The organism is Mesorhizobium sp. Pch-S (genome assembly GCF_004136315.1).
Taxonomy (GTDB): domain Bacteria; phylum Pseudomonadota; class Alphaproteobacteria; order Rhizobiales; family Rhizobiaceae; genus Mesorhizobium.
In genome coordinates, this window is record NZ_CP029562.1 from 1,561,342 (window position 1) to 1,585,631 (window position 24,290).

General features: G+C 64.5%; 17 protein-coding genes. 11 read left to right on the forward strand and 6 right to left on the reverse strand.

Annotation, left to right across the window (positions count from 1 at the left end; genetic code table 11):
* Positions 1 to 30 precede the first annotated feature (30 nt).
* Complete coding sequence (locus tag C1M53_RS07270; protein WP_129411628.1) at positions 31 to 705, reverse strand: hypothetical protein; 675 nt, start codon at positions 703 to 705, stop codon at positions 31 to 33.
* A 131-nt stretch (positions 706 to 836) separates the two neighbouring features.
* Between C1M53_RS07270 and C1M53_RS31640 the strand changes: the two genes are divergently transcribed.
* Entirely contained in the window at positions 837 to 1,004 is a 168-nt protein-coding gene (locus tag C1M53_RS31640) for a hypothetical protein (RefSeq protein WP_165358075.1), read from the forward strand.
* A gap of 55 nt (positions 1,005 to 1,059) precedes the next feature.
* On the opposite strand, the gene C1M53_RS07275 is transcribed toward C1M53_RS31640, so the two are convergent.
* The gene (locus C1M53_RS07275) at positions 1,060 to 1,779 is read right to left on the reverse strand and encodes a hypothetical protein (protein WP_129411629.1); all 720 of its coding nucleotides are present in this window, start codon (positions 1,777 to 1,779) and stop codon (positions 1,060 to 1,062) included.
* A 450-nt stretch (positions 1,780 to 2,229) separates the two neighbouring features.
* On the opposite strand from C1M53_RS07275, the gene C1M53_RS07280 reads away from it, so the two are divergent.
* Positions 2,230 to 5,646 carry an autotransporter domain-containing protein gene (locus C1M53_RS07280; protein ID WP_165358076.1) on the forward strand — a complete coding sequence of 1,139 codons (3,417 nt, stop codon included), beginning with the start codon at positions 2,230 to 2,232 and terminating at the stop codon, positions 5,644 to 5,646.
* Between the two features lie 57 nt (positions 5,647 to 5,703).
* Here C1M53_RS07280 and C1M53_RS07285 read toward each other — a convergent pair whose 3' ends face one another.
* Positions 5,704 to 6,621 carry a GAF domain-containing DNA-binding protein gene (locus C1M53_RS07285; RefSeq protein WP_165358077.1) on the reverse strand — a complete coding sequence of 306 codons (918 nt, stop codon included), beginning with the start codon at positions 6,619 to 6,621 and terminating at the stop codon, positions 5,704 to 5,706.
* A gap of 549 nt (positions 6,622 to 7,170) precedes the next feature.
* On the opposite strand from C1M53_RS07285, the gene C1M53_RS07290 reads away from it, so the two are divergent.
* The 8 genes from C1M53_RS07290 to C1M53_RS07325 all read left to right on the forward strand — a co-directional run bounded on the left by C1M53_RS07290 (position 7,171) and on the right by C1M53_RS07325 (position 22,250).
* Positions 7,171 to 10,041: an autotransporter domain-containing protein gene (locus C1M53_RS07290; protein WP_165358078.1), complete on the forward strand. Its 2,871-nt coding sequence runs from the start codon at positions 7,171 to 7,173 to the stop codon at positions 10,039 to 10,041.
* Between the two features lie 270 nt (positions 10,042 to 10,311).
* Positions 10,312 to 11,172 (forward strand): autotransporter-associated beta strand repeat-containing protein, encoded by an 861-nt coding sequence (locus tag C1M53_RS07295; RefSeq protein ID WP_129411633.1) that lies wholly within the window; start codon positions 10,312 to 10,314, stop codon positions 11,170 to 11,172.
* Positions 11,091 to 13,688 (forward strand): autotransporter domain-containing protein, encoded by a 2,598-nt coding sequence (locus C1M53_RS07300; RefSeq protein ID WP_129411634.1) that lies wholly within the window; start codon positions 11,091 to 11,093, stop codon positions 13,686 to 13,688. Before C1M53_RS07295 ends, C1M53_RS07300 begins: the two co-directional genes overlap by 82 nt.
* Before the next feature lie 308 nt (positions 13,689 to 13,996).
* A complete protein-coding gene (locus C1M53_RS07305) occupies positions 13,997 to 18,370 on the forward strand; it encodes an autotransporter domain-containing protein (RefSeq protein WP_129411635.1) in 4,374 nt (1,457 codons plus the stop codon).
* Between the two features lie 184 nt (positions 18,371 to 18,554).
* The gene (locus C1M53_RS07310; protein ID WP_207213075.1) at positions 18,555 to 19,574 is read left to right on the forward strand and encodes a dienelactone hydrolase family protein; all 1,020 of its coding nucleotides are present in this window, start codon (positions 18,555 to 18,557) and stop codon (positions 19,572 to 19,574) included.
* 172 nt (positions 19,575 to 19,746) lie between these two features.
* Positions 19,747 to 19,980, forward strand: coding sequence for a hypothetical protein (locus C1M53_RS07315; protein ID WP_129411636.1), 234 nt, complete (start codon positions 19,747 to 19,749; stop codon positions 19,978 to 19,980).
* 161 nt (positions 19,981 to 20,141) lie between these two features.
* A complete protein-coding gene (locus C1M53_RS07320; RefSeq protein WP_129411637.1) occupies positions 20,142 to 21,689 on the forward strand; it encodes a trimethylamine methyltransferase family protein in 1,548 nt (515 codons plus the stop codon).
* 267 nt (positions 21,690 to 21,956) lie between these two features.
* Positions 21,957 to 22,250: a hypothetical protein gene (locus tag C1M53_RS07325; protein ID WP_129411638.1), complete on the forward strand. Its 294-nt coding sequence runs from the start codon at positions 21,957 to 21,959 to the stop codon at positions 22,248 to 22,250.
* A gap of 94 nt (positions 22,251 to 22,344) precedes the next feature.
* On the opposite strand, the gene C1M53_RS31645 is transcribed toward C1M53_RS07325, so the two are convergent.
* The 3 genes from C1M53_RS31645 to C1M53_RS07335 are packed head-to-tail and all read right to left on the reverse strand — an operon-like array spanning position 22,345 to position 23,277.
* On the reverse strand, positions 22,345 to 22,509 hold the full coding sequence (locus C1M53_RS31645) for a hypothetical protein (protein WP_165358079.1): 165 nt from the start codon (positions 22,507 to 22,509) through the stop codon (positions 22,345 to 22,347).
* 58 nt (positions 22,510 to 22,567) lie between these two features.
* Positions 22,568 to 22,945 carry a DUF1048 domain-containing protein gene (locus C1M53_RS07330; protein ID WP_129411639.1) on the reverse strand — a complete coding sequence of 126 codons (378 nt, stop codon included), beginning with the start codon at positions 22,943 to 22,945 and terminating at the stop codon, positions 22,568 to 22,570.
* 2 nt (positions 22,946 to 22,947) lie between these two features.
* The gene (locus C1M53_RS07335) at positions 22,948 to 23,277 is read right to left on the reverse strand and encodes a PadR family transcriptional regulator (protein WP_129411640.1); all 330 of its coding nucleotides are present in this window, start codon (positions 23,275 to 23,277) and stop codon (positions 22,948 to 22,950) included.
* Positions 23,278 to 23,424: 147 nt separating this feature from the next.
* Between C1M53_RS07335 and C1M53_RS07340 the strand changes: the two genes are divergently transcribed.
* Positions 23,425 to 24,288, forward strand: a complete 864-nt coding sequence (locus C1M53_RS07340) for an alpha/beta hydrolase (RefSeq protein WP_129411641.1) — start codon at positions 23,425 to 23,427, stop codon at positions 24,286 to 24,288.
* The last annotated feature ends 2 nt before the right edge of the window (positions 24,289 to 24,290 follow it).

Consider the following 24,290-nt stretch of genomic DNA (forward strand, 5'->3'; position numbering starts at 1 on the left):
ACCGCGCGACCGCTCTTCGCCACCGTCGGCTTAGCGCGAAACGCCGGTGACCAGAAGCGCAGCCAGCACGATCAGCACGAGGCCGCCGAACAGCGTTGCGAGCACGAGCGCCATGCAGACCAGCGGACGCAGCTCCGAATTGTCGCGGAAATAGAAATACTCCACGACCAGCACCCAGGCGAGCGCTGCCGCCACGGCGATGCCCGAAACCGTCAGCCCCAGCAGCGACGGTCCGACGCCGCCGAGGAAGGTCAGCACGAGAATGGACGGTGCGCCGATGTAGCATTGCTGGTCGAAGGGGACGCGAAGGCTTTCGCGGCTGACCCGTCCCGGCGTCAGCAGGTCGAGCAGCAGCGCGCCGACAAGCGGCACCAGGCACAGCGCGATCATCGAGAAGGCGGTGACGCTCGTCCACGAGCCGTAGACCATCTTGCCCAGCGCGCTGCTGCTGGTGGCGCGCAGCACATCGATATCGTCCGGCGATATGAAGCTCCCCAGGATGATGGCGATGGCGAGAAAAAGCGCCGGCCGCATCGCATCCGAGAATGCCGTGTCCGGATCCAGCGCCGCCTGCTCGCGGACGTAGCGCAAGGTCCGCCGCGGGCTGACGATCATGCGCAGCACGGTCAGCGGAAAGAACAGGATCCACATCATGACGTCGTAGACGCCCTGCTCGATCAGTTTCGGGATATTGAAGAAATCCATGCGGTCTCGCCGGCGGTTGGCCCACGCCGGATGAGCCCGGCATCCGGCAGCAATCGGAACAGGTCTACAATGACGGGATTTTCTCCATCATTGCCAGTGCTTTCGCCAGAAACGAGGATGCCGTGGAAGGCATGACCACCTACGATGTATCCCTTTTCCTGGGCGTCATCTTGCTTTTCGTGATCCTCGTTTCCTTGTGGCGCAATCGGAAAAAGCGGTTCCCGAATACGATCCAGCCCGACTCCAGCAATGGCGGCGGCCCATGGGACACCAGCGATGGCGGTGGTGGCGGCGACTAGACCCCGACACCCTGCCGATGCGGAAGTTAGCGGCCCAGATCTTGCTGACCGCGATTCAACCCCGTTGCCGCTCCAAAACCTGAAGCGCCTGTTCTATGTGCCAGAGGTCGGCCTCTGAAACGCTGCCGAGCGCGCGATGGAGTCTTTCGCCGCACCGATCGAGCAGCCATGTCCGGATCACGGCTCGATTGTCATCGCTCATATCGCCCCAGAAGCGGCTTTTGCTGCCATCGAGCTCAGAAACCGAGCTTCGAACGATGCCCGCAAGCTGCAGGGCGGAGTTGCCGGCGTGCGGGTCGTCGAGCGCCTCCAGTGCGGCAACCACCCCGAAGTCCAGACCCACCATGCCACAGAGCCAGTCCTCGGCATTCTCTTCGTCCGGATGCCGGCGGAGCGCACGCTGCCAGGCTTCCTCGAACAGATGCCGGATTGCCGCCTGCTCATCGGCCGGCCAATCCAGCCATCCGGCCCGCTTCAGCTTTTCGCCGATCAGGGAGGGATCAAGGCCCGGCCAGCCTTGTGCCTGGGTGGCCAGATGGAGAATGCGGGGCAGGAAATAGCGATAGTCGTCGACACCGCCAACAGTGGTCAGGGCATACCCCGCATAGGGCCCGATCTGTTCATCACTCAGCTCGCGCAGCGGCAATGAAAGCAGAGGCTTCATGAGGTCCCGATCCCGCAACGGCGAAGCGTCCAGCAGCCTGGGCCTGGGATAAACGGCAAACACCTCGTAGCACCGCTCAACGGCGCGCTGCAGCGGCGACATCTCATCCATGCGGGCAATTCCTATTGCAGGAACCCTGGGCGTTCAACCGTAGCCCGCGACCATCCCGGCCTCTTCATCAACAACATTCCTTGCTGTCCCGCTCCGCATGCGCAGGCGAGTGAGCAAATGACGCCATCCCGTTGAGTCGAAAATATGATTTACTGATCATCTTTCATGAATCGAGAATCCGTCATTCGACTTTAGAATAACATAAATATCCACTCGTAATATTTCCTGATTGAACTCTCGTATATTCAAAAAATAACCTCTCTTCCGACTGGGGAGGAAAGGTGATTCGAAATGGCCTGTCCTCGATCTTCGCATGACCCATTTGGAATAACTTCGAAACCTCAATTACAAACGAAACATGGAAAGGTTCTATTTGGTTTCTGGTGTGCCGGGCTGTTCAGCTCCGGCCTTCTTGTCGAGAATGCCGCCTGGGCTCAGGCGGCATGCACATTGAGCCCGTGCACCGGCACCACGGCGCTGGAAGCAAACACGAAAGACTTCTTCAACAAAAACTCGCCGGACTGGGTGTTTGAAAACGACAGCAGGCTGAATGTCTCCACGGCTGAAGCGGTCAGCGGTGGCAAGCAGTTCTTCCGGCACCAGAGCACACTCAATCTTTCGGCCGCCAATGCCATCACCGGCGGAGAGCAATGGTTCTACGAAACCAGCACGCTCAATGCCTCCACCGCGAATGCCATCAGTGGCGGAACGCAGTATTTCCGCAACAACAACGTGCTCAACGCCACCGCCGCCGGCGCACTCGGTGGTGGCCTGCAATGGTTCTACGGCACCAGCCGCCTCGAGGCTTCGGTCGCAAACGCCATCAGCGGCGGCCAGCAGTTCATCAACGAAAACAGCACCCTCAACGCCTCGGCCCAGAACGCCATCAGCGGCGGCGAGCAATATGTCACCGGCACCGGCACGATCAACGCCTCCGCAACCAATGCCATCAGCGGTGGCCAGAGAACCCTGTTCGACAACGGCACGCTGAATGCTTCCGCCGCCGGCGCCATCAGCGGCGGCCTGCAATATCTCAGCGGTTCCAGCATCCTGAACGTGCTGGCCGAACAGGCGCTGACGACCGGCGCCACCATCGCCTTCGACAACAGCCAGGGTGGCCCGGGCGGCACGCTGAAACTGAACGGCCACAGCACCGCGGTCGGCGGCATCAACAGCGCCTTCGCGGGCTCGGGCATCATCACCAATGGCGGTGCGAGCGACGCCCTGCTCACGGTCGACACCTCGAAACTCGGCCTGCCCTCGACTTTTGCCGGGGTAATCCAGGATGGCTCGGGCGGCGGCAAGCTGGGCCTCAAACTCGCGGGTGGCGGGCTGCTGCTCAGCGGCGCCAACACCTACACCGGCGGCACGACGATCTCGGGCGGCCTGCTGCAGCTGGGCAATGGCGGCAACTCCGGCTCGATCGCCGGCGATGTCTTGAACAACGGCGCGTTCGCCTTCAGCCGCGGCGACAGCTTCACCTTTGCCGGCGTCATTTCCGGCAGCGGCGTCGTCTACCAGAACGGCCCCGGCACGACGATCCTGACCGGCAACAACAGCTACAGCGGCGGCACCGCCATCACCGGCGGCACGCTGCAGGTCTCTTCCGACGCCAATCTCGGCGCCGGCTCCGGCATCCTGATCTTCTATGGCGGCCAGCTGGCCACCGTCGCCGGTTTCGACAGCGCCCGTCCGGTGTTGCTGATCCAGGACGGCCGGTTCAACACGGCGGAAGGAACTTCGCTCGGCCTGACGGGCGAAATCGTCGGCAACGGCAATCTGATCAAATCAGGCGCCGGCACATTGCGGCTCGACAATGCAAACAACCTTTATGGCAACAGCGCTGTCGAAGCCGGAACGCTGGTCGGCAACGCCACCTCGATCTCCGGCAACCTGTTCAACGCCGCCACCACCGTCTTCGACCAGACCGGCGACGGCCGTTTCGCCGGGCAGATCGCGGCGCTGAACGGCACCGCCGGCGCCATGGTCAAGCGCGGCTCCGGCACGCTCACCCTTGGCGGCCTGTCGGCGCTCGACTGGACGATCGAGGCGGGCAATCTCGTCGCGGCAGCGGAACGGTTCGGCGGCAATGCCACAATCGACGCCGGCGGCTCGCTCACCTTCGACCAGTCGGCGAATGCCTCTTATGGCGGCGTGGTGTCCGGCAGCGGCGCCCTCGTCAAGACCGGGACCGGCGCGCTGGTCCATGATGGCAACAGCGCCGCCTTCACCGGCACCACCCGGGTGGCCTCCGGAATGCTGATCGTCGGCTCCGACACCAGCCATCGCAATGCCGTGCTCGGCGGCTCGATGACGGTGCAAGGCACGCTTGGCGGCCATGGCACCGTCGGCTCGGGCCCTGGCGCGACGGTGACGATCGCTTCCGGCGGCACGCTGTCGCCGGGCAACTCGATCGGCACGCTGACCGTCAACGGCAACCTCGTCCTCGACAAGGGATCACGCTTCACGGTGGAGGTCGATCCGGACGGCCAGGCATCCGACCAGGTCGATGTGACCGGCAACGCCACCATCAAGGGCGGCTCGGTGGCGCATGTCGGCGCCAGCGGCAAATACAGGCTGCGCTCCACCTACACGATCCTGTCAGCCAAGGGCGGCGTGGCGGGAAAATTCGACACCGTCTCGTCGGACTTCGCCTTCCTGACACCGGTGCTCGGCTACGGCAAAGGCGACGTCACCCTCAGCCTGATGCGCAACGACAGCGCCTTCGCCTCGAAGGCGACGAGCGGCAACCAGATCGCCACCGCAAAAGCACTGGAAAGCATCGGCGTCGCCGCCATCAATCCGCTCTATGATGCCGTCGCCCTTTTACCGGACGACAGGGCGGTGATCCGCGCCACCTTCGACGGCCTGTCCGGCGAGGTCAACGCCTCGACGGTGACAGCGCTGCTGGAAGACAGCCGCTTCGTGCGCGATGCCATGAACGACCGGCTGCGCGCTGCCACCCGGACCAGCGAGCCGTTGCCTTTGCTGGGCTACGGCGAGGAAAAGGCCACGACGGCGCTGGTTCCCACCGAACGACCGCGCGACAACGGCGCCTGGGCCTCGGTCTTCGGTTCCTGGGGCAATACCGGCGGCGACGGCAATGCAGCCGAAACCTCACGCAGCATCCGCGGCTTCGTCACCGGCACGGACGGGCTGGTGGCCCATGACTGGCGACTCGGCTTCCTTGCCGGCTACAGCCATTCCTCGCTCGAGGTCGATGACAGGCGGTCTTCGTCCTCTGGCGACAGCTACCATCTCGGTCTCTATGGCGGCAGGGAATGGGGCTCGCTCTCCTTCCGCTCCGGCCTCGCCTACACATGGAGCGATGTCGATTCCAGCCGGCAGGTATCGTTTCCCGGTTTCAGCGATACCCTGAGCGGCAACGGCCGCGCCAGCACACTGCAGCTCTTCGGCGAATTCGGCTATGGCATGAAGGCAGGCGACTTTGCTTTCGAACCCTTCGCCAGCCTCGCCTATGTCAACGTGCACACCAATGGCTTCACCGAGACGGGAGGCGCTGCGGCATTGACTGTCCATGGCAGTTCCAACGCGGTTACCTTCACCACGCTCGGCATCCGCGCAGCGACCGATTTCGAGATCGGTCCGACGAGGGCGACGATGCGTGGCATGATCGGCTGGCGGCATGGCCTCGGCGATGTCACGCCGACGGTCGCCCAGGCCTTCGCCGGCAGCAGCGTGTTCTCGATCGCCGGCGCGCCTGTCGCCAGGGATGCCGCGACCCTCGAAGCCGGGCTCGATTTCGCCATGACGCCACGAGCAACGCTCGGACTGTCCTATCGGGGACAGCTCGGCACCAAGACGCGCGATCATGGTGTCAGGGCCGATCTGAATGTGAGGTTCTGAGAGAGACACGCCCCGCTCCGGTTCGCCGGAGCGGGTTTCCTCCCAACGTCGAGACCGTCAGAGCCCCAGCCGTTCCACCACCGTCTTGCGATGCTGGCGCGAGACGGGCCAGTCGTCCTCGACGATGCGGAGCCGAACCTGCCAGTGGAAGCCGGCGCCGGCGTGCTTGTCGAGGCCTGAAACATGGTTGAGGTTGACGATCGCGGTGCGGTGGATCGATGGAAACCTCGCCTGCGGCAGCAGGTCACGCCAGGCGGCGAGCGGACGCCGGTCGACAATGACCGAACCGTCGTCGAGCCAGACCATGGTGTCGTTGCGCTGCGAGCGTATCCCGACGATCTGGTCGAAGGGGATGCCCCGGATCGTGCCGCCATGGCCGATATAGACGAGCGGAGCACTGTCCTGCCGGGCGAGACGGCGAACATCCGGCGCGCCGTAGCGCGCCTCGGCAATCATGCGCCCGCACACCGCCAGGATTGCCGCCTCGGCATCGCTCCATTCCCGCAATTCACGCACAGTGTCGAAGCCGATGCAGGCACGGAGCCTGCCGCCGTGAAACACCGGGACGCTGAGCACGCTCCTGTCCAGCTGACGCAGCATCTCGCGGCGCAGCGCCGATGCCGCAGGCGGCAAGGTCGAGACGTCATCGATCATCACCGCCTTGCCGGCGAGCAGGGAGCGCTGCAGCCAGCCGATCATCGACACCGGCGCATCCTGGAGGTCCTCGACATGCGAACGGATGCCGCGCGCGCACCATTCGTGCGTGTTGCGGAAGCGTGCGAGATCGGTGTCGTATTCGAACATCCAGGCACGGTCGGCGTGCAACCTGCCGCCGAGATCGGCAAGCACCCGCGAGATCGCCGCGTCGCCCGGAAGCGCGATGAGGCTGACCGCCGCAAGGCTGACGCAGTCGAGCGCAATGTCGCCCGAGATGTCCCTGATCGAGCGGCTTCGATAGCGCTTATGCCCGGACACGACCCCTCCACCGACCAGGCCCTGCCTGTGACAAAACCGCATCACGGGTAGCGCATTGTTGGCACTTCTTTCCGTTCGTCCTTACCAGATGTCCGTTGGTCCGTGAAGCAATTGACGGATGCAAAACGCCGGTCGAAACCTGCTCCGTTCGGCCTGGCCTCCTGCGGGGCGCAGGCGGACAGCCCGATGGGGGGCATGCGAAGGCATGGCGGCACTGGTCCGCCGCCATGCCCGTACCTCCGGGCGAAGAGGCGGCGCGCAGGCGACTTTTGGGGAACGAACGATGGTGCAGGGCGGGAAGTGTGGTGGCACCGGAACGCGGCGCGCCAAGGCACGCAGGCGTTTCGATTGCGGCGCCTCTCGCATCCAGCAGCCGGCGCGCGGTCATGATGTGTTCGAACAGCCCTGCCACGGTCCGCACCGATATACGGCATATGCCGTATTTACCCTTCAGCCCGAGTGCCTAAGCTGAATGCGCTCGCGCACGAATCTCCGTTTTCTTTCAACACAATGCACCGCGGATGCATCGCGGGCGTCTGGGGAAATTTCTTGGCGCGGTTTTCGAAAATCCCATCAGCGTTTGTGAAGGCGCTTGTCTTCATTGCGATGCTTGTCTGGTTCCTGGCACCGGGAACGCATGCGGTTGCCGCGACACCGCAGACGATCACCTTTACGGATCCGGGTAATGTGAACTTCGGCACCACGACCCCACTGAACGCCACGGCGACTTCCGGCCTGCCCGTCACGTTCCAGTCCAGCACACCCAACACCTGCGAGATCAGAAACGGCAACCAGGTCTTCGCCAAGGCTCCGGGTACCTGCAGCATCGAAGCGAATCAGCCTGGCGATGCGGCCTTTTTACCCGCACCAGCGGTGACCCTTGCTTTCCAGATCAAAATACCGGGCGGCGCCGTCTCGATCACAACGCCGTCGCTGCCGCCGGCAACGGGCGGGACTTTCTACAGCCAGCGCATCAACGCCAGCGACGGCGCACCGCCTTATGTCTTTTCGATAACCGCCAACAGCCTGCCGACCGGATTGTCTCTGAATCCTGCGACGGGCACGATCTCCGGCGTGCCGCGGGTCAGCGGCACCTTCGGCTTCACGATACAGGCCACCGACCAGGCGACGCAGACCGATTCCAGGCAATTCAGCCTTACCGTCGACGCGCCAACCATCACCGTCGTGCCTGCAACCCTGCCCAACGGTCGGGTCGGTACCGCATATTCCACCACCGTTTCCGCTTCCGGCGGAACGTCACCCTACAGCTATGCTGTCACATCAGGCATGTTGCCAGCTGGGCTGATCCTTTCACCATCCGGAGTGCTGAGCGGTACACCAACGGCAAGCGGGTCGGGAAACTTCACCATCACCGCGACCGACCACCTAAGCTTCAGCCGTTCGCAACCCTATTCGATGGTCATTGGCCAAGCGGCTCCAGTCGCAGCAGACAAGGCCGTGTCGATATCCTACGCGACGACCACAGCGATCGACTTCACGACCTCGCTCAGCGGCGCCGTCACTTCAATATCGATGGCGCAACCACCGACCCGTGGCACCTTCATTCTTTCAGCCATGGTCGTGACCTATACGCCTTCCGCAGCCTTTTTCGACGGCACGGACAGCTTCACCTATGCAGCGATAGGCCCAGGCGGCATGTCGGCGCCGGCCACGGTGACGATCACCATGCAGCCGCGGTCGCCCCTGGTCTTCACGCCGGGCGCCGGCGCCCTGCCGCAGGCAACAGCAGGCGCGGCCTATAAGAGCGTGATCACCGCTACGAATGGAACCGGCCCCTACAGCTATGCGATCACGGGAACGCTGCCTGCCGGGCTGAGTTTCGATGAAGCCAGCGGCACGATCAGCGGAACGCCGACCGACATCGGCACCAGCAACATCACCGTGACGGCCAGGGACAGTATCGGCTTTGCCGGTGCGGCAAGCTATGGGCTTACCGTGGCGGCGCCGGCGATCAGCGCACCGTCCATCAATGCCTCGGTCGTCGCCGGCAGCAACACCACGGTGGACCTGACGGCAGGCGCCACCGGCGGTCCATTCACCGACGCAAGGCTGATAGCGCTGACACCGGCTTCGGCCGGAACCGCCACCATCATCCTCGGCGACACCGCCGATGCCGACGGCGCAATGATGGCTTCGCTGGTGGCGGCCGGCCACTACAAGCTGAAATTCACGCCCTCGCCGACCTTCTCCGGCACGGCGGTCGCGACCTACACGCTGTCCAACCGCTATGCCACCTCGGCGCCAGCGACCATCTCCTTCAGCGTCGCCGCCCTGCCCGATCCGACCAGGGACAGCGATATCGCCGGCGTCGCCAATGCCGAGGCGGAAGCGGCAAAGCGTTTCGCAGCGATGGCGCTCGACAATCTCAACAGCCATCTCGAACAGCTGCATGGCGGCGGCTGCCTCGCCAACCGCTGGGGTGTCGGCCTGAACGACAGCCGATCGGGCAAAGAGCCAGGACAGGATGCGCAGGCAGCGGGAACGGCGGACCAGGTCGGAGCCTTGGGCCTCGACAAGGACACGGCCCGCAAGGCGCCGGACAACTGCTCGCCCTTCGCCGACGGCGCGCTGGCCTTCTGGACCGGCGGCTCGGTCAATTTCGGATCGACGGATTTCACTGACAGCGGCAGGAATTTCGACTTCACCACCTTCGGCCTGAGCGCCGGCATGGATTATCGTTTCAGCGAGCGCTTCGCCGCCGGGCTCGGCATCAGCTTAGGCTCCGACCGCAGCTTCATCGGCGACGATGGCACACGCACGAACGGCCTTGCCTACAGTGCCGCGGTCTATGGCAGCTACCACCCCTCGGGCGGCGTCTTCCTCGACGGCGTCGCCGGTTATGGCTGGCTGCGTTTCGATTCGAAGCGGTTCGATGCGCTGACGGGCAATCTCTTCGACGGATCGCGCGATGGCCGGCAGATCTTCGCATCGCTGACCACCGGCTATGAGACGACGGTCAACGGCGTGTTCATCTCGCCCTATCTGCGTATGAGCGCCTCGCGCAGCAGCCTCGACGCCTTCAGCGAAAACAGCGCCGCGTGGTCGGCGATCCGCTACGGTGACCAGGACATCGACACCTTCACCGGCCTTGTCGGGCTGCGGCTCGGCTATGCGATCCCGACAGACTGGGGCGTGTTCACGCCGAAGCTGCGGCTGGAATACGGGCACGACTTCGCCAGCGCCAGCAGCCTCGCCTTGTCCTATGCGAACCTGACCGGCAGCCCGTCCTATCTTCTGACAAACGCCGGCAGCGCACGCGACCATGCGACGGTCACGCTCGGTGCCGACATGCAGTTCGGCCCAGACTGGAGGCTGGGGGCCGATTACGGTTTCACCGTCGACGGGCGCAATGGCATCGGTCCGCAGCAATTCCGGTTGCAGGCCGGGGCAAGGTTCTGACATGGCCAGGCTGGCCGTGGGCTCTCGCGCCCCGCATGCATCGAGGGCGAACCTCCAGCCGATCGCCGGCGCAAATCAGCAAATTTCAGAAAAATTTCAGAATCCTGAGCTTGCCGGATCAAAGCATCCGTGAGTTCAGATGGGATGGCTGTCGATGAGGGGGCTTCGACGGTCTGATGGCTTGCGGGCGTGCTGCGCGAGCCACCGAAAAGGGGGTAAAGGGTGCAGACAGTGGGCGTTAAATTGGGGTTGTCTCACCGGTGGAGACTGGTGCTCTGGGCATCGACCGCTCTGGCGCTGGTCTCCACGCCGCCTGCCGGCGCCAGCCAGACCATGCAGTACTGGGATGGCGGCAACACCACGCCCAACGGCGTCGTCGACGGCGGTTCCGGCAACTGGGCAAATGGCAGCACGAACTGGACAAACGCCGACGGGACAATGAGCCAGCCCTGGCTGGGCTGGACCGGCGTGTTCCAGGGCGCCTTCGGCACGATCAGCGTCGTCGGCACACAGAGTTTCGACACGCTGCGGTTCCTGACCGACGCATACCATATCAACAGCGGCAACCTGGCCTTCAACCCGGCATCGGGCTCGGCCAGCACAATCTTTGTCGATGACGGCGTCACAACCATGATCGACAGCACGCTCGTCGACGGCACTGCCACCGGTTTCGCCAAGACCGGCAACGGCACGCTGGTGCTGACGGCGGCGAACACCTACACGGGCGACACCGCGCTGCTTGGCGGCACGCTGTCGGTGGCATCGGACGACAATCTCGGCATCGGCGGCGGGCTGATCTTCAATGGCGGCATCCTGCAGGTGACGGGAAAGACCTTCACCGGCACCACCCGCGCGATCACCTGGGGCGCGGCCGGTGGCGGCTTCGACATCGAGAGCGTCTTCAACACCTTCACGGTTTCGCAATCGCTGAACGGAAGCGGCGGCCTCACCAAGCTGGGCGAAGGCACGCTGGTGCTGTCGGGCATCAACGGCTACAGCGGCGGCACCGTCATCAGCCGGGGCCTCGTGTCGGTGACCGTCACGGGCGCATGGGCAGCGGGCCGGTCCAGATCGGCACCAACAGCGCGCTCGACTTCGAGACCGGAACAAGTGCCGGATCGCTGCACCTGACCACGGCCGCCAGCCCCGGCATCGGTGTCAATGGCGGCAACATCCTGTTCAAGGATGGCAGCAGCGCCGACCATGCCCAGATCGTCATCGGCAGCGGAGGCGGCGTCGGCTTCCACGGCAATTCGACAGCCGCGGCCGCGCAATTCGACAATTCAGGCACGGTGGATTTCTGGCACAGCAGCGATGCCGGCCAGGCCACGATCCTCAACCACAAGGATGCCAGCAGCAATTTCGTGGACGACAGCTCGGCCGGACATGCGCAGATCACCAATGCGGCAGGCGGCGCGGTCGACTTCTTCGACAACTCCACCGCGGGAAATGCCACCATCATCAACAATGGTGGCTATGTCGTATTCCGCAACACGACCAGCGCCGGCTCATCCAGCATCATCAACAACAATGGCGGGCGCGTCCTTTTGAGGACCGATGCCGATGCTTCGGGTGCGACGATCACCAACAATGCCGGCGGCATCGTCGACCTGTCGCGGGTGACGAGCGGCATAGCGATCGGCGCGCTTTCGGGCGCCGGCAATGTGCTGATGGGTTCAAAGACGCTGACGCTCGGCGGGCTTGGCGGCAGTGAGCGCATCGACGGCATCCTGCAGGATGCCGGCGTTGCCGGTGGCGTCGGCGCCTCGCTGGTCAAGACCGGCGCCGGCACGTTGATCCTGGCGGGCGCAAACAGCTATACCGGCTCCACCACGATCAAGGGCGGCATCCTGCAGATCGGCAATGGCGGCACCTCGGGCTCGGTTGCCGGCACGATCGTCAACAACGGCACGCTGGCCTTCAACCGCAGCGACACGGCTTCCTTTGCCAATGTGATCTCCGGCAACGGCAATATCCGCCAGACCGGTTCCGGCATGCTCAAGCTGAGCGGCGACAGCTCGGGCTTCAGCGGTTCGACATTTGTCGAGAACGGCATTCTTTCCGTCGACGGCAAGCTCGGCGGCGCGGTCAATGTGCTGGCCGGCGGCCGCCTGCAAGGCAGCGGCACCATCGGCGTTGTCACGATTGCAGGCACCATCGCTCCCGGCAACTCGATCGGCACGCTGAACATCGCCGGAGATGTGGCTCTGGCTGCCGGCTCGACCTATGAGGTCGAGATCGCCGGCAACGGTAGCAGCGACCGCATCGCCGCCACCGGCAAGGCGACGCTCGGCGGCGGCAAGGTCGCGGTGACGGCACTCGATGCGAAGACCAGCTATCAGGAAGGCCAGACCTACACGATCCTGACGGCCGGCGGCGGCATCATCGGTGGTTTCGACCCTGCCGTGCTGGCGCGCTCCGCCTTCCTCGATGCGACGCTCGTCCAGAAGGCCAATGCGGTCGACCTGAAGATCGCGCTGAAAGCAGACGCGCCGGGTGGCAAGCCGGTGTTCGGAAAGGTCGCCAACACCGACAACCAAAAGCAGACGGCGGGTGCGCTGGACACGCTGCAGCAGAGCGGTGCGCCGCTGGCGCTCTACAACACACTGCTGGTGCTGTCCGCCGATGAAGCCCGCGCCGCCTTCGACAGCCTGTCGGGTGAGGTCCATGCCTCGACGGTGACGGGCCTCATCGAAGACAGCCGCTTCGTGCGCGATGCCGTGAACGATCGCCTGCGCTCGGCCTTCGAGACCGTCGGCGGCCTGCCGCTGATGGGCTATGGCGACGATGCGAAAGAGATCACCACGGCTTCGATTGCTTCCGAGCGCTACGGCGCCTGGGGCTCGGTGTTCGGTTCGTGGGGGCACTTCGGCGGCGACGGCAATGCCGCCAGGCTGTCGCGTTCGACCGGCGGTTTCGTCACCGGTGTCGATGGCCTGATCACCGACGACGTCCGCCTCGGCTTGCTCGCCGGCTACAGCCATTCGTCCTTCAGGGTCGATGATCGCAGGTCATCGGCTTCGAGCGACAACTACCATCTCGGCGTCTATGGCGGCACGCAGTGGGGAGCCCTCTCCTTCCGCTCCGGCCTTGCCTACACATGGAGCGAGATCGATACGAGCCGCCAGGTCGCCTTCCCCGGCTTCAGCGACGGCCTGACCGGCTCCTACCGCGCCGGCACCACGCAGGTCTTCGGCGAACTCGGGTACAGCCTCAAGGCCGGCAGCGTCGCCTTCGAGCCCTTCGCCAACCTCGCCTATGTCAACGTCCACACCAACGGCTTCACCGAGCAAGGCGGAGCATCGGCGCTGACCGTCCACGGCGGCTCCAACGACAGCACCTTCACGACGCTCGGCATCCGTGCTTCGACCGACTTCGACATCGGCTCCACCAAGGCCACAGTTCGCGGCATGATCGGCTGGCGCCATGCCTATGGCGATGTGACACCAACCATCAGCCAGGCCTTCACCGGCTCAAGCGCCTTCACCATCGCTGGTGCGCCGATCGCCAGGGACGCCGCCGTCATCGAGGCCGGGCTCGACTTCGCCATCGCACCGCAGGCGACGCTCGGACTGTCCTATCACGGCCAGGTCGGATCGAAGGCCAGCGACCATGGCGTGCGAGCGGATCTCAGCGTCAAGTTCTGATAGTAGACGGGGCAGTATAAGTGAGCCAGATCAGAATCCACCTCGGTTCACCTGGGCTGATTTCTGTGCTTCTACGATGTTATTCTCGGCCTGAACTCACGATGGCAGATTGACCATTTTGAAGGAATATGGCTGAAATCGAGCTGGCGAGTGGGGACGAGCTGGGGACAGATCCCTTGGGGGAACCGAGATATTCCGGGACGAAGTCCAGGGGATAATCTTTCAAATCAGTTTGAACCCTTTCGTCAAACGGTGCCGGAGCCCATTGCTGGCGGTTTCGGCCATCCGTCGTTTTGCGTGGGGTGGGGATGACGTATTCACTGAAGACATGGCGCCAGAAACGGCTGCCAGGCATTGTCCGGCTGCTGTGCGGAAGTGCGATCTTCATCGCATTGCCGGTGCCGGGCTGGGCCGCGGATCTGGATTTGAATGGCGGCAACGTCACGCTGCCGTCAGGGGTTTATTTTGGCGGCCAGGCATTCCTGAACGGAAGCGACGGCGTTGCAAACACCAATGCCGCAGCGGCTAGCCTGACCAGCACAGGCGGCAACGACATTTATTTCGGCCTGATCAATGAGACGAATGGCGCGATCGCGATCAATCAGGTTGGTGGAAACAACACGTTCGCCAACGGAGCCAACAATTTCTCGGGCGGGTTCTTTGCGAGCGGCGGTGCAACGGTCGGCATGAGCGCGTCCAACGGAGCACTCGGCACCGGTATCGTGACGCTGGATGCCGGGACGACGCTGCGGGTCGACAACGTCGGCATCACCCTGGCAAACGATGTTGTCCTGAACGGTCCGGGGATCGTCAAGTTCGACACCAACTTACACGACGATTTCGTGCTTTCCGGCGCGGTTAGCGGAAACGGGACGTTCGAGAAGGCCGCTGGCGGCACCCTTTTTCTCGCCGGCGTGAACACATACAGCGGCGGCACGAAAATCACGGACGGCGTCCTTGCCATCTCGAGCGATGGCAATCTGGGTGACGTGTCCGGCAATGTCGCCATCGCCAGCGCCTCTGCCTATGTGCCCGCGACAGGAACGATGGCAAACTCGACGCTGCGAACGACCGCATCCTTCAGCAGCGCGCGCACGATCAGCTTCGAGAATTTCGGTGGCCGCCTCGAAACCGATGTGGGCACCACGCTGACGCTGTCGGGCCTGATCGCCGGCGGTGGCGGTGCCGCCTTCATCAAGCAAGGCGCCGGCACGCTGGTGCTGACCGGCGACAGCAGCGGCATCACCGCCACGACCGGCTTCCTCGGGACCGTCTACGTCAATGACGGCACGCTGCGCATCGAGAGCGGCGGCAAGCTCGGCGGCAGCTCCACGGCGGGCGCCGGCTACATTTCGAATGGCGCCGCGGTGGTGGTGACCGACGGGGCGAGCTGGACAACCGGCGGCCAGATCGTCGTCGGTGACAGCGGCTCCGGCACGATGCTGATCGAAAACGGCGCCAAGGTGAGCAGCAGCAACAGCGGCATCATCGGAGCGGGCGGGGCAAGCTCTGTCTCCATCTCCGGCAGCGGTTCGGAATGGGCGAGCAGCGGCGCGAATTTCTACGTCGGCCATTTCTTCGAAGGTGCGCTGACCATCAGCGACAGCGGTGCCCTGAACGTTGGTGGAGGCCTTGGCACCGTCAATGCGGGGCTGTTTGCGGGCGGTGCCGCCGGCACGGTCAACATCGGTGCAGCCTATGGCGCGCCAGCCTCCGCCGCAGGCCAGCTGCTGGCGAGTTCGGTTGCCCTCAACGCCGGCACGAGCCGGCTCGTCTTCAACCACACCGATGGCGGCTACACCTTCAAACCCGACATCACCGGCCTGGGAAGCGTCTATCAGGCCGCGGGCACGACGATCCTGAACGGCACCAACACCTACAGCGGCGACACGGTCATCGAGGGCGGCACGCTGGTGGCCGGCGTCAACACCGCGCTCTCCGCCGATTCCGTGGTCTATCTCGACCAGGGCGGAACCCTTGAGCTTACCGACGGGGTCGAAGCCGATATCAAGGGCCTGTTCGACGGCCCATCCGGACATGGCGGCGTCGTGACCATCGGCACGGCGGATGATTCCACCGTTCTCTACCTGGGGTATAACGGCCCCGTCGCCAGTGACTTCAGCGGGCAGATCACCGGCGCGGGATCGCTGGAGCTGGACCAGGGCAGCCTGACCCTGCGCGGCGCCAGCAGCATCGGCGGCGACCTCTATGTCAGCCCCGACGGAACCCTCACGCTGTTCGGCCCGGGGGCGTCGGTCGACGTTGCCGGCTCAACCTTTGGCGTCAGCCCACTGCCGGGCGTTGGAGCCGACGGGTCGCTCAACATGCTTGGCGGCGCGAAGCTGACGACCGACAACCTGCTTGTCGGCGGCGTCATGCTTGTCGACGGGGCCGGCACCAAGGCAAGCGTTGCCCAGTTGACCTTCGTCGGTTCGATGGCGAATGCGGCCGTGCTGACGATCCAGAACGGCGCGGTGGTCGACAGCCTGTTCGGAGCCGTCATCGAAAATCCGTTCGACGCCGCGCGTGCCGTGGTCAGCGGGCTGGGTTCGACCTGGAACATCGCGACCTTCCTCGGCGTCGGCAACATGCTCGGCGGCGGTACGGGCATGCTCACGGTGACCAAGGGCGGTGTCGTCAGTGTTGGCGACACCACGGTGATCGCCGCGGACCCGACGTCGACGGGACTGGGTCCTTCGGAGGTCATCGTCACCGGTGCAGGATCGAAGCTCGTGACCAGCACGCTGATCATAGGGCTGCCGCCCTGTGTCTGCGGCAACTCCCTGCCCGGCCAGCTGTTCGTGGCCAATGGCGGCTCTGTCGTGGCATCGCAACCCGTCGTCATCGAAGAAGGCTCGATGTTCTCGATCGGCATCGGTGGCCTGTCGGGTTCGCTGGTTGCTCCTTCCATCAGCAACAACGGCAGGATCCAGGCCAATTTCACCGACAGCGTCACGCTCGACGCGCCGATCAGCGGCTCGGGCAGCGTCTCGAAATACAACACCGGCACGCTCGTGCTGAACGGCGCCAACACCTATACGGGTGCAACGACCGTCTATGGCGGCAAGCTGACCGTCGGCGACAGTTCCCACCCTGGTGCCAGCCTGGCCAGCACGGCGACGGTGAAACCGGGCGCATCGCTCGGCGGCATCGGCACGCTGGGCGGTCTCGTGGTGGAGAACGGCGCCACGGTTGCGCCGGGCAATTCGATCGGCACGCTGAATGTCGCGGGCGATGTGGCGTTTGCCACGGGATCGACCTACGAGGTCGAAATCGGCGGCAATGGCAGCAGCGACCGCATCGCCGCAACCGGCAAGGCGACGCTTTCCGGCGGCAAGGTCGGCGTGACCGCGCTGGATCCCGAAACCAGCTATCAGGACAGCCAGACCTACACGATCCTGACGGCTGGCGGTGGTATCACCGGCAGCTTCGATCCATCCGTGCTGGCGCGCTCCGCCTTCCTCGACGTAACGTTGTTGCAGAGTACCAATGCGGTCGATCTGAAGATCGCGCTGAAGCCGAAAGGGCCGGGCACCCCGCCGGGTTTCATCAAGGTTGCCAACACCGACAACCAAAAGCAGACAGCGGGTGCGCTGGACACGCTGCAGCAGAGCGGTGCGCCGCTGGCGCTCTACAACACACTGCTGGTGCTGTCGGCCGACGAAGCCCGCGCCGCCTTCGACAGCCTGTCGGGTGAGGTCCATGCCTCAACGGTGACGGGCCTCATCGAAGACAGCCGCTTCGTGCGCGATGCCGTGAACGATCGCCTGCGCTCGGCCTTCGAGACCGTCGGCGGCCTGCCGCTGATGGGCTATGGCGACGATGCGAAAGAGATCACCACGGCTTCGATTGCTTCCGAGCGCTACGGCGCCTGGGGCTCGGTGTTCGGTTCGTGGGGGCACTTCGGCGGCGACGGCAATGCCGCCAGGCTGTCGCGTTCGACCGGTGGTTTCGTCACCGGTGTCGATGGCCTGATCACCGACGACGTCCGCCTCGGCTTGCTCGCCGGCTACAGCCATTCGTCCTTCAAGGTCGATGATCGCAGGTCATCGGCTTCGAGCGACAACTACCATCTCGGCGTCTATGGCGGCACGCAGTGGGGAGCCCTCTCCTTCCGCTCCGGCCTTGCCTACACATGGAGCGAGATCGATACGAGCCGCCAGGTCGCCTTCCCCGGCTTCAGCGACGGCCTGACCGGCTCCTACCGCGCCGGCACCACGCAGGTCTTCGGCGAACTCGGGTACAGCCTCAAGGCCGGCAGCGTCGCCTTCGAGCCCTTCGCCAACCTCGCCTATGTCAACGTCCACACCAACGGCTTCACCGAGCAAGGCGGCGCATCGGCGCTGACCGTCCACGGCGGCTCCAACGACAGCACCTTCACGACGCTCGGGCTGCGCGCCGCGACCGACTTCGACGTCGGTTCCACCAAGGCCACGGTTCGCGGCATGATCGGCTGGCGCCATGCCTATGGCGATGTGACACCTGCCATCAGCCAGGCCTTCACCGGCTCGAGTGCCTTCACCATCGCCGGTGCGCCGATCGCCAGGGACGCCGCCGTCATCGAGGCCGGGCTCGACTTCGCCATCGCACCGCAGGCGACGCTCGGACTGTCCTATCACGGCCAGGTCGGATCGAAGGCCAGCGACCATGGCGTGCGGGCTGATCTGAATGTGAAATTTTAGGGTGGTGCCCCTCGCTGTCCCGCCGGCAAGGGGCCGGCAAGGGGCCGGCAAGGGGAATGCGGGGCTGGCCGGGATTTTCGGCCAATCTCCGGCCCCTCTTTGATTTTGCCCCAATCGTCTTGATCATGGCGCGAAACCTCTGCACATGCGGAGGCAAACTTCGCGCACAGTGAGCATCCCGACGATGAAGACAAGAACAGCTGGCCGATCCGCGCTGAGATTTCTCGCGCTGATGCTCATCACGATGATTGCGCCGATCGCCAACGCCGCGGCAACGGAACGCCAGGCGGGCATATTGCGGCTGCAGGTTCCTGACGCGGACGGTCCGTTCGACGTGATGGTCTGGTATCCGACCGATGCGCCGCAGACACCCTGGCAGGCTGGGCCCTTCACGATCGATGCCAGCCGCGATGCACCGATCGCCGCGCAGGGGCGGTTTCCTGTCGTGCTGTTTTCCCACGGCAGCGGCGGCACGCCGCTCGGGCATCGCCAGCTCGCGGGGTCTCTTGCCCGCAGGGGTTTTGTCGTGGTCGCTCCCGCGCATCTCGGCGACACGGCAACACGGCCCCGGTTCGAGAAGCAGGCGCAGATCTTCGCGGCGCGCCCCCGGCAGGCCATGGAAGCCCTGCAGGCTGCCTTGCAGGACGAACGCCTTGCTGCCCATGTCGATGCGGCCCGCATCGGCATGATCGGCTATTCCGCCGGCGGTTATACCGCTCTCGCGCTTGCCGGCGCCCGCCTCGATGCGAGCGCCGCTTCGACCTACTGCTCGGGAACCGGCCGGGACGATATCGGCTCCTGCGGCCCGGCAAAGGACAGCGTGGTGGATGCAATCCGCCAGCTTGGCAAGACCGAGTTGCCGGAAGAGCCTCGCCTGAAGGCGCTTGTGCTGATGGATCCTCTCAGCATCGTCTTCGACCGGGTGAGCCTCAAGGAAATCAGCCTGCCGATCTTCCTGCTCCGCCCGCAGGACGATGCCTACATGAACGCGTCGCACAACGCGCTGGCGCTGGCCAAGGGGCTTTCCTTCCCGCCGCAGGAGAGCGTGGTGCCCGGGCGTCACTTCGTCTTCATCGACCCCTGCCCGTCGGAACTGGCAGCGGAAGCGCCGCTGATCTGCAGCGACGAGCCCCAAGTCGACCGCGCCGCAGTGCACGAGAAATTCGAAGGCGAGATCGCCGCCTTCCTTGAGAAGAAATTATGACCGGGCAGGCTTTCCGGTGCTCTCATTCCCTTGCGGAATAGATTCTCATACCAGGAACAGGCCCCTCGCGGGATGTCTTTTCCTGCTCCTGGCCATCATGCCTGGCAGATTTGCTTCCCGACCGGTTGCGGCTAGTCTAACCTGAAAGCGACCAAACGAGGGCTCCAGCTCAATGTCGCGGGTGCAGCTGAAAGCAGCGGACGGCACCGTCGTCGAATTGGATCCGGCCAATGTCGTCGAAATCCGTCAGTTCGACGGCAAGGCGCAGGTCGAACAGGTGACCAGCGATCCATCCGTCCCCAGGCGTATCACTCTTGCCGAAAAGCCATGGCGCGTGGCCATGCTGCTGAACGCCGCAATCGGGAAGACACGGTTCGGCAACAGCGCCGGCGATCACGGCCGCTAAAAAACGGAAACGCTCCAGCTCGCGCGACGGACAAGCCGTGGCCGGTCCGGAGCGGCCACGGCAATCAAGATAGTCGGGATTCCGCTCTATCCCTTCGTTTTCCTGCACAAGCTTCGTCCGAAAAGACGGCAATCTTGCCTTGCTGATCTTGGAGGAACGCAATGATCGACGACGTCGCCAGGGAAAGCCGCCGCGAGCGGCGCCGCGCCAAAGGTGGCGAAGCGGCAAGCCAGCGCAGGCCCGACTACCGCAGCCTGCGCAACCCGTTCCTGCCGCAGCCGGTGTTCTCCGACGACCAGGTCGCGGCCATCCACGAAACCGCGCTGCGCGTGCTGGAAGAGCTCGGCATCAAGGTGCTGCTGGCGGAGGCGCGCGCGCTTTACCGGCGCGCCGGCGCCATCGTCGACGACGACACGCAGATGGTGCGCATCGGCCGCGACATCGTGGCGGCAGCGCTTGCCTCCGCGCCGCGGTCGATCCGTGCGCTTGGCGGCGACCGTTCCAGGGACCTCGTGCTCGAGCTCGGTGCGCTGTCCTTCCTGGCCGGTTCCGGGGCGCCCAACGTGACCGATATCGAGCGCGGCCGCCGCCCCGGCAACCTCGCCGATTTCGAGGCGCTGGTGCGCATCGTGCAGAGTTTCGACGTGCTGCACATGCTGGGCCCGTTCATCGAAGCGCAGGATGTCGAGACGCGCTTTCGCCACTATGCCGTCAACCGCGTGCAGCTGACCCTTTCGGACAAGCTGCCCTTCGTCTATGCGCGCGGCACGCCGCAGGTCGAGGACAGTTTCGAGATGCTTCGCCTGGCGCGCGGCCTTTCCGACGACGCCTTCCTCTCGGACGTGCACTGCTACACCGTCATCAACAGCAACTCGCCGCGCCAGCTCGACATCCCGATGGCACAGGGCATCATCGACTTCGCACGGGCCGGTCAGGTGTCGATCATCACGCCGTTCTGCCTTGCCGGCGCGATGGCGCCGATCACTGTTGCCGGCGCGCTGACACTGCAGCATGCGGAGGCTTTGGCGGGCCTGGCGCTGGCCCAGGTCAGCCGTGCGGGCGCGCCGGTGGTCTATGGCAGCTTCTCCTCCAATGTCGACATGAAGTCCGGCGCTCCGGCCTTCGGCACGCCGGAACACATCAAGGCGACGCTCGGCGCCGGCCAGCTGGCGCGGTTCACCGGCCTGCCCTGGCGCTCCGGCGGTGGCAGTGCCGCCAACATCTCCGACGTGCAGGCCGCGCATGAGACGCAGTTCTCGCTGTGGGGCACGGTGCTTGCGGGCGCCACCGTGTGCATCCACGCGGCCGGCTGGCTGGAAGGAGGCCTGACCGTTTCCTTCGAAAAACTGATCACCGACATCGAGGCGCTGCAGACCATCGCCGAACTGTGCACGGCTGTTCCCGGCGACACGGATTCGATCGGCTTCGACGCCATCGCCGAAGTGCAGCCGGGCGGGCATTTCTTCGCCGCGCAGCACACCATGGCGCGGTATCGCACGGCCTTCTACGAGCCGCTGGTCGCCGACCTTTCCAATTTCGGATCGTGGAGCGAGGCCGGCTCGCGCACGGCGACCGAACGCGCCAACGATGTCTGGAAACGCAGGCTCGCCGAATTCGAGGCGCCTCGATCGGCGGCCGGCTGCGGCGAGATCCTCGACGCGTTCATCGCAAGGCGCACGGAACAGGGCGGTGCCGAACCCGTCTCATGACGGGCCCGCGAGGATTTGGCGGCCAATCCGTGCCGGCAATATCCTTTGGTATATCGGTCGTATGCCATTGCCTTTTCGCGGCGCCGCTTTTCGGCTGGATATGCTCCGATCCGCTTGCTATCCGATTGACGTTCGGAAGCCTCCGACAACCAGACAGGAAACCTGAAATGCCCAGCGACAGTAGTCGAACGCCGCAAAGGCCGTCAGGTCGGGTCTGAGCAATCGGTCTCGCCCTGACGTCCCGCGCGGCACGTCAAGGAGTGAGACATGAACATCGCAACCTTCCCCCGCAGCACGCTCGCCCGGCACCGCGATTATTTCGTGGCCGAGAGAATTGAAACCGGCCTCCAGCACGAAACCCGTCGGGAGAGATCCCGCACGCGCCCGGAGATCATCGCGATCTGGAGCCCCAATCCGGATACCGGCCGCATCGAATGCCGCTGGACAGCCGACCGGGACGAGATCGCCAGGTGGCTTTCCCGGCCCTGGATCGAGCGGGCGGGGATAATCCTCGCCGCCGCCCAGCAAGCGCGCTTCGACAAGGCAGGGCGGCTGCGCTGACCACGTCGTGGAGGGCATTGCCGTCTCGGCAGCGCTGATACCCGCGTCGCCAATCCAGTCCCGGGCGCCAATCGCCACCGCGACGGCCCCGGGGTCAATCCGGCAGATCCAGATTGACCAGCAGAACCATGTAGAGAAGCCAGACGGCTGCCATGGCGCAGCCGATTGCAGCGTAGACGCGCCGCGCACGGCCGTTGCTCAGATAGGCCGCAGCAAAGAAGAACAACGCGCCGAGCGGCAACAGAAACATGATCGGCATCAGGCCTGCTCCGCACTGGTGGCGGGCATGATGGTCAAGAGCCTGAAGGCATGGACGCTCACCGGATCAGCCTCGCTTCATGCGCGGCGATGCGGTCGATGGCATCGACAAAGCGCCGGCGCTCCTTGTCGATCCAGCGGCCGTCCTCGTAATTCCGCAGGAACGTCTCGGCGAACTCGACCGGGTCCTCGCCGACGATCGCCCGGATCGGCGTTCCGTTGGCCGCGCTCTCCTCGAAGAGGTTGATCAGGTCCTCGATCATGGCCACCAAGGTCTCACCCTTGGTGATGCCGCCGAAATACATGAAGTAGCGGTCCAGCGCTTCCAGCGCCGCGCGGTAGTTCTCGGGAAGCTGCTCCTTGCGCGCCTTGTATTCGCGGTAGCGCTTCTTGTGTTCGAGCGACCCGGTGATCTTCTCGATCCATTCCATGGCCATGATCATTTCCTTTCGGTGTGGAGCTGTTCGAGCCGGTCTGCGAGGAAGCTCCATGTCCTCCAGAACTCGTCGAGGTAGTCGCGGCCCTGCGCGTTGAGGGAATAGACCTTGCGCGGCGGCCCCTTCTCGGACGGGACCTTCTCGACGTCGACGAAACCGCGCTGCTCGATCCTGACGAGCAGTGCATAGACGGTGCCCTCGGCGATGTCGGAAAAGCCGCGGTCGCGCAGCCACGCGGTGATTTCGTAGCCATAGGCCGACTGGCCGGCGAGGATCGCAAGCACGATCCCCTCCAGCGTCCCCTTGAGCATCTCCGTCATCTGCTTGCCCATGGCGCTTCCTTCCACTACTAAGCATTGCTTAGTACTAGTACTTAGTAATGCTACATAGAAAGCCTGTCAAGCGGCGCCCATATCGCGTGCAACCGAACCACTCCCATCGCGTTCCCGAACCAATGCTACGAAACGAGGAGTGCTGGCATGACGTCCCCGAAGCGACAGAAGCTGCGGCTTTCCGGCGGAACCGAGCTTTCCTTCGTCACGGCAGGCGATGCGGCGAAACCGGCGCTGCTGCTGCTGCACGGCTTTCCAAGTTCGGCCCGCACATTCGACGGCATCATTCCCGGGCTGGCGCGCATCGTCCATGTGATCGCGCCCGACCTGCCTGGCTACGGCCAGTCGGAGCCCCTGGCCAAACCAACGTTCGAGGCGCTCGGCGGCGCCATCCAGCAACTGCTGGACCATCTCCAGATCGGACAGCGCTTCATCTACCTGCACGATTGGGGGGCGCCTGTCGGCGTGCACATCGCCATGCAGGCGCCCGAACGTGTCGCCGGCCTCATCATCCAGAACGCCAACGAGCATCGAACCGGCTTCGGGCCGCTTTGGCACGACACTTTCGAATTCTGGAGAAACCCGACGCCGGAGACCGAAAAGAAGGCGACATCGCACCTGACCTTCGAATTCACGCGCGAGCAGTACACGGGCGGCTTGCCCGACGAGGTCGCAGCCAGGATCAAAGGCGAACCCTGGGTGGAGGACTGGCGCGTGATGAACCTGCCCGGCCGCATGGAAACGCAGCGCGCGCTGATTGCGGACTATGGCAACCACGTCGCTCGCTTCGATGCGGTTGCCGACTATCTCAGGCAGAACCAGCCGCCGGCGCTGATGCTGTGGGGACGGCATGACCCGTATTTCGACATCGCCGAAACGCTGTCATGGATGCAGGACCTGCCGCGCATGGAAGCCCATGTCTTCGATGGCAGCCATTTCCTGCTCGAAACACACGCCGAGGCCGCGCTGGCGCTGATGCTGGACTTCATCGGCAAGCAAACGATGCGCTGAAC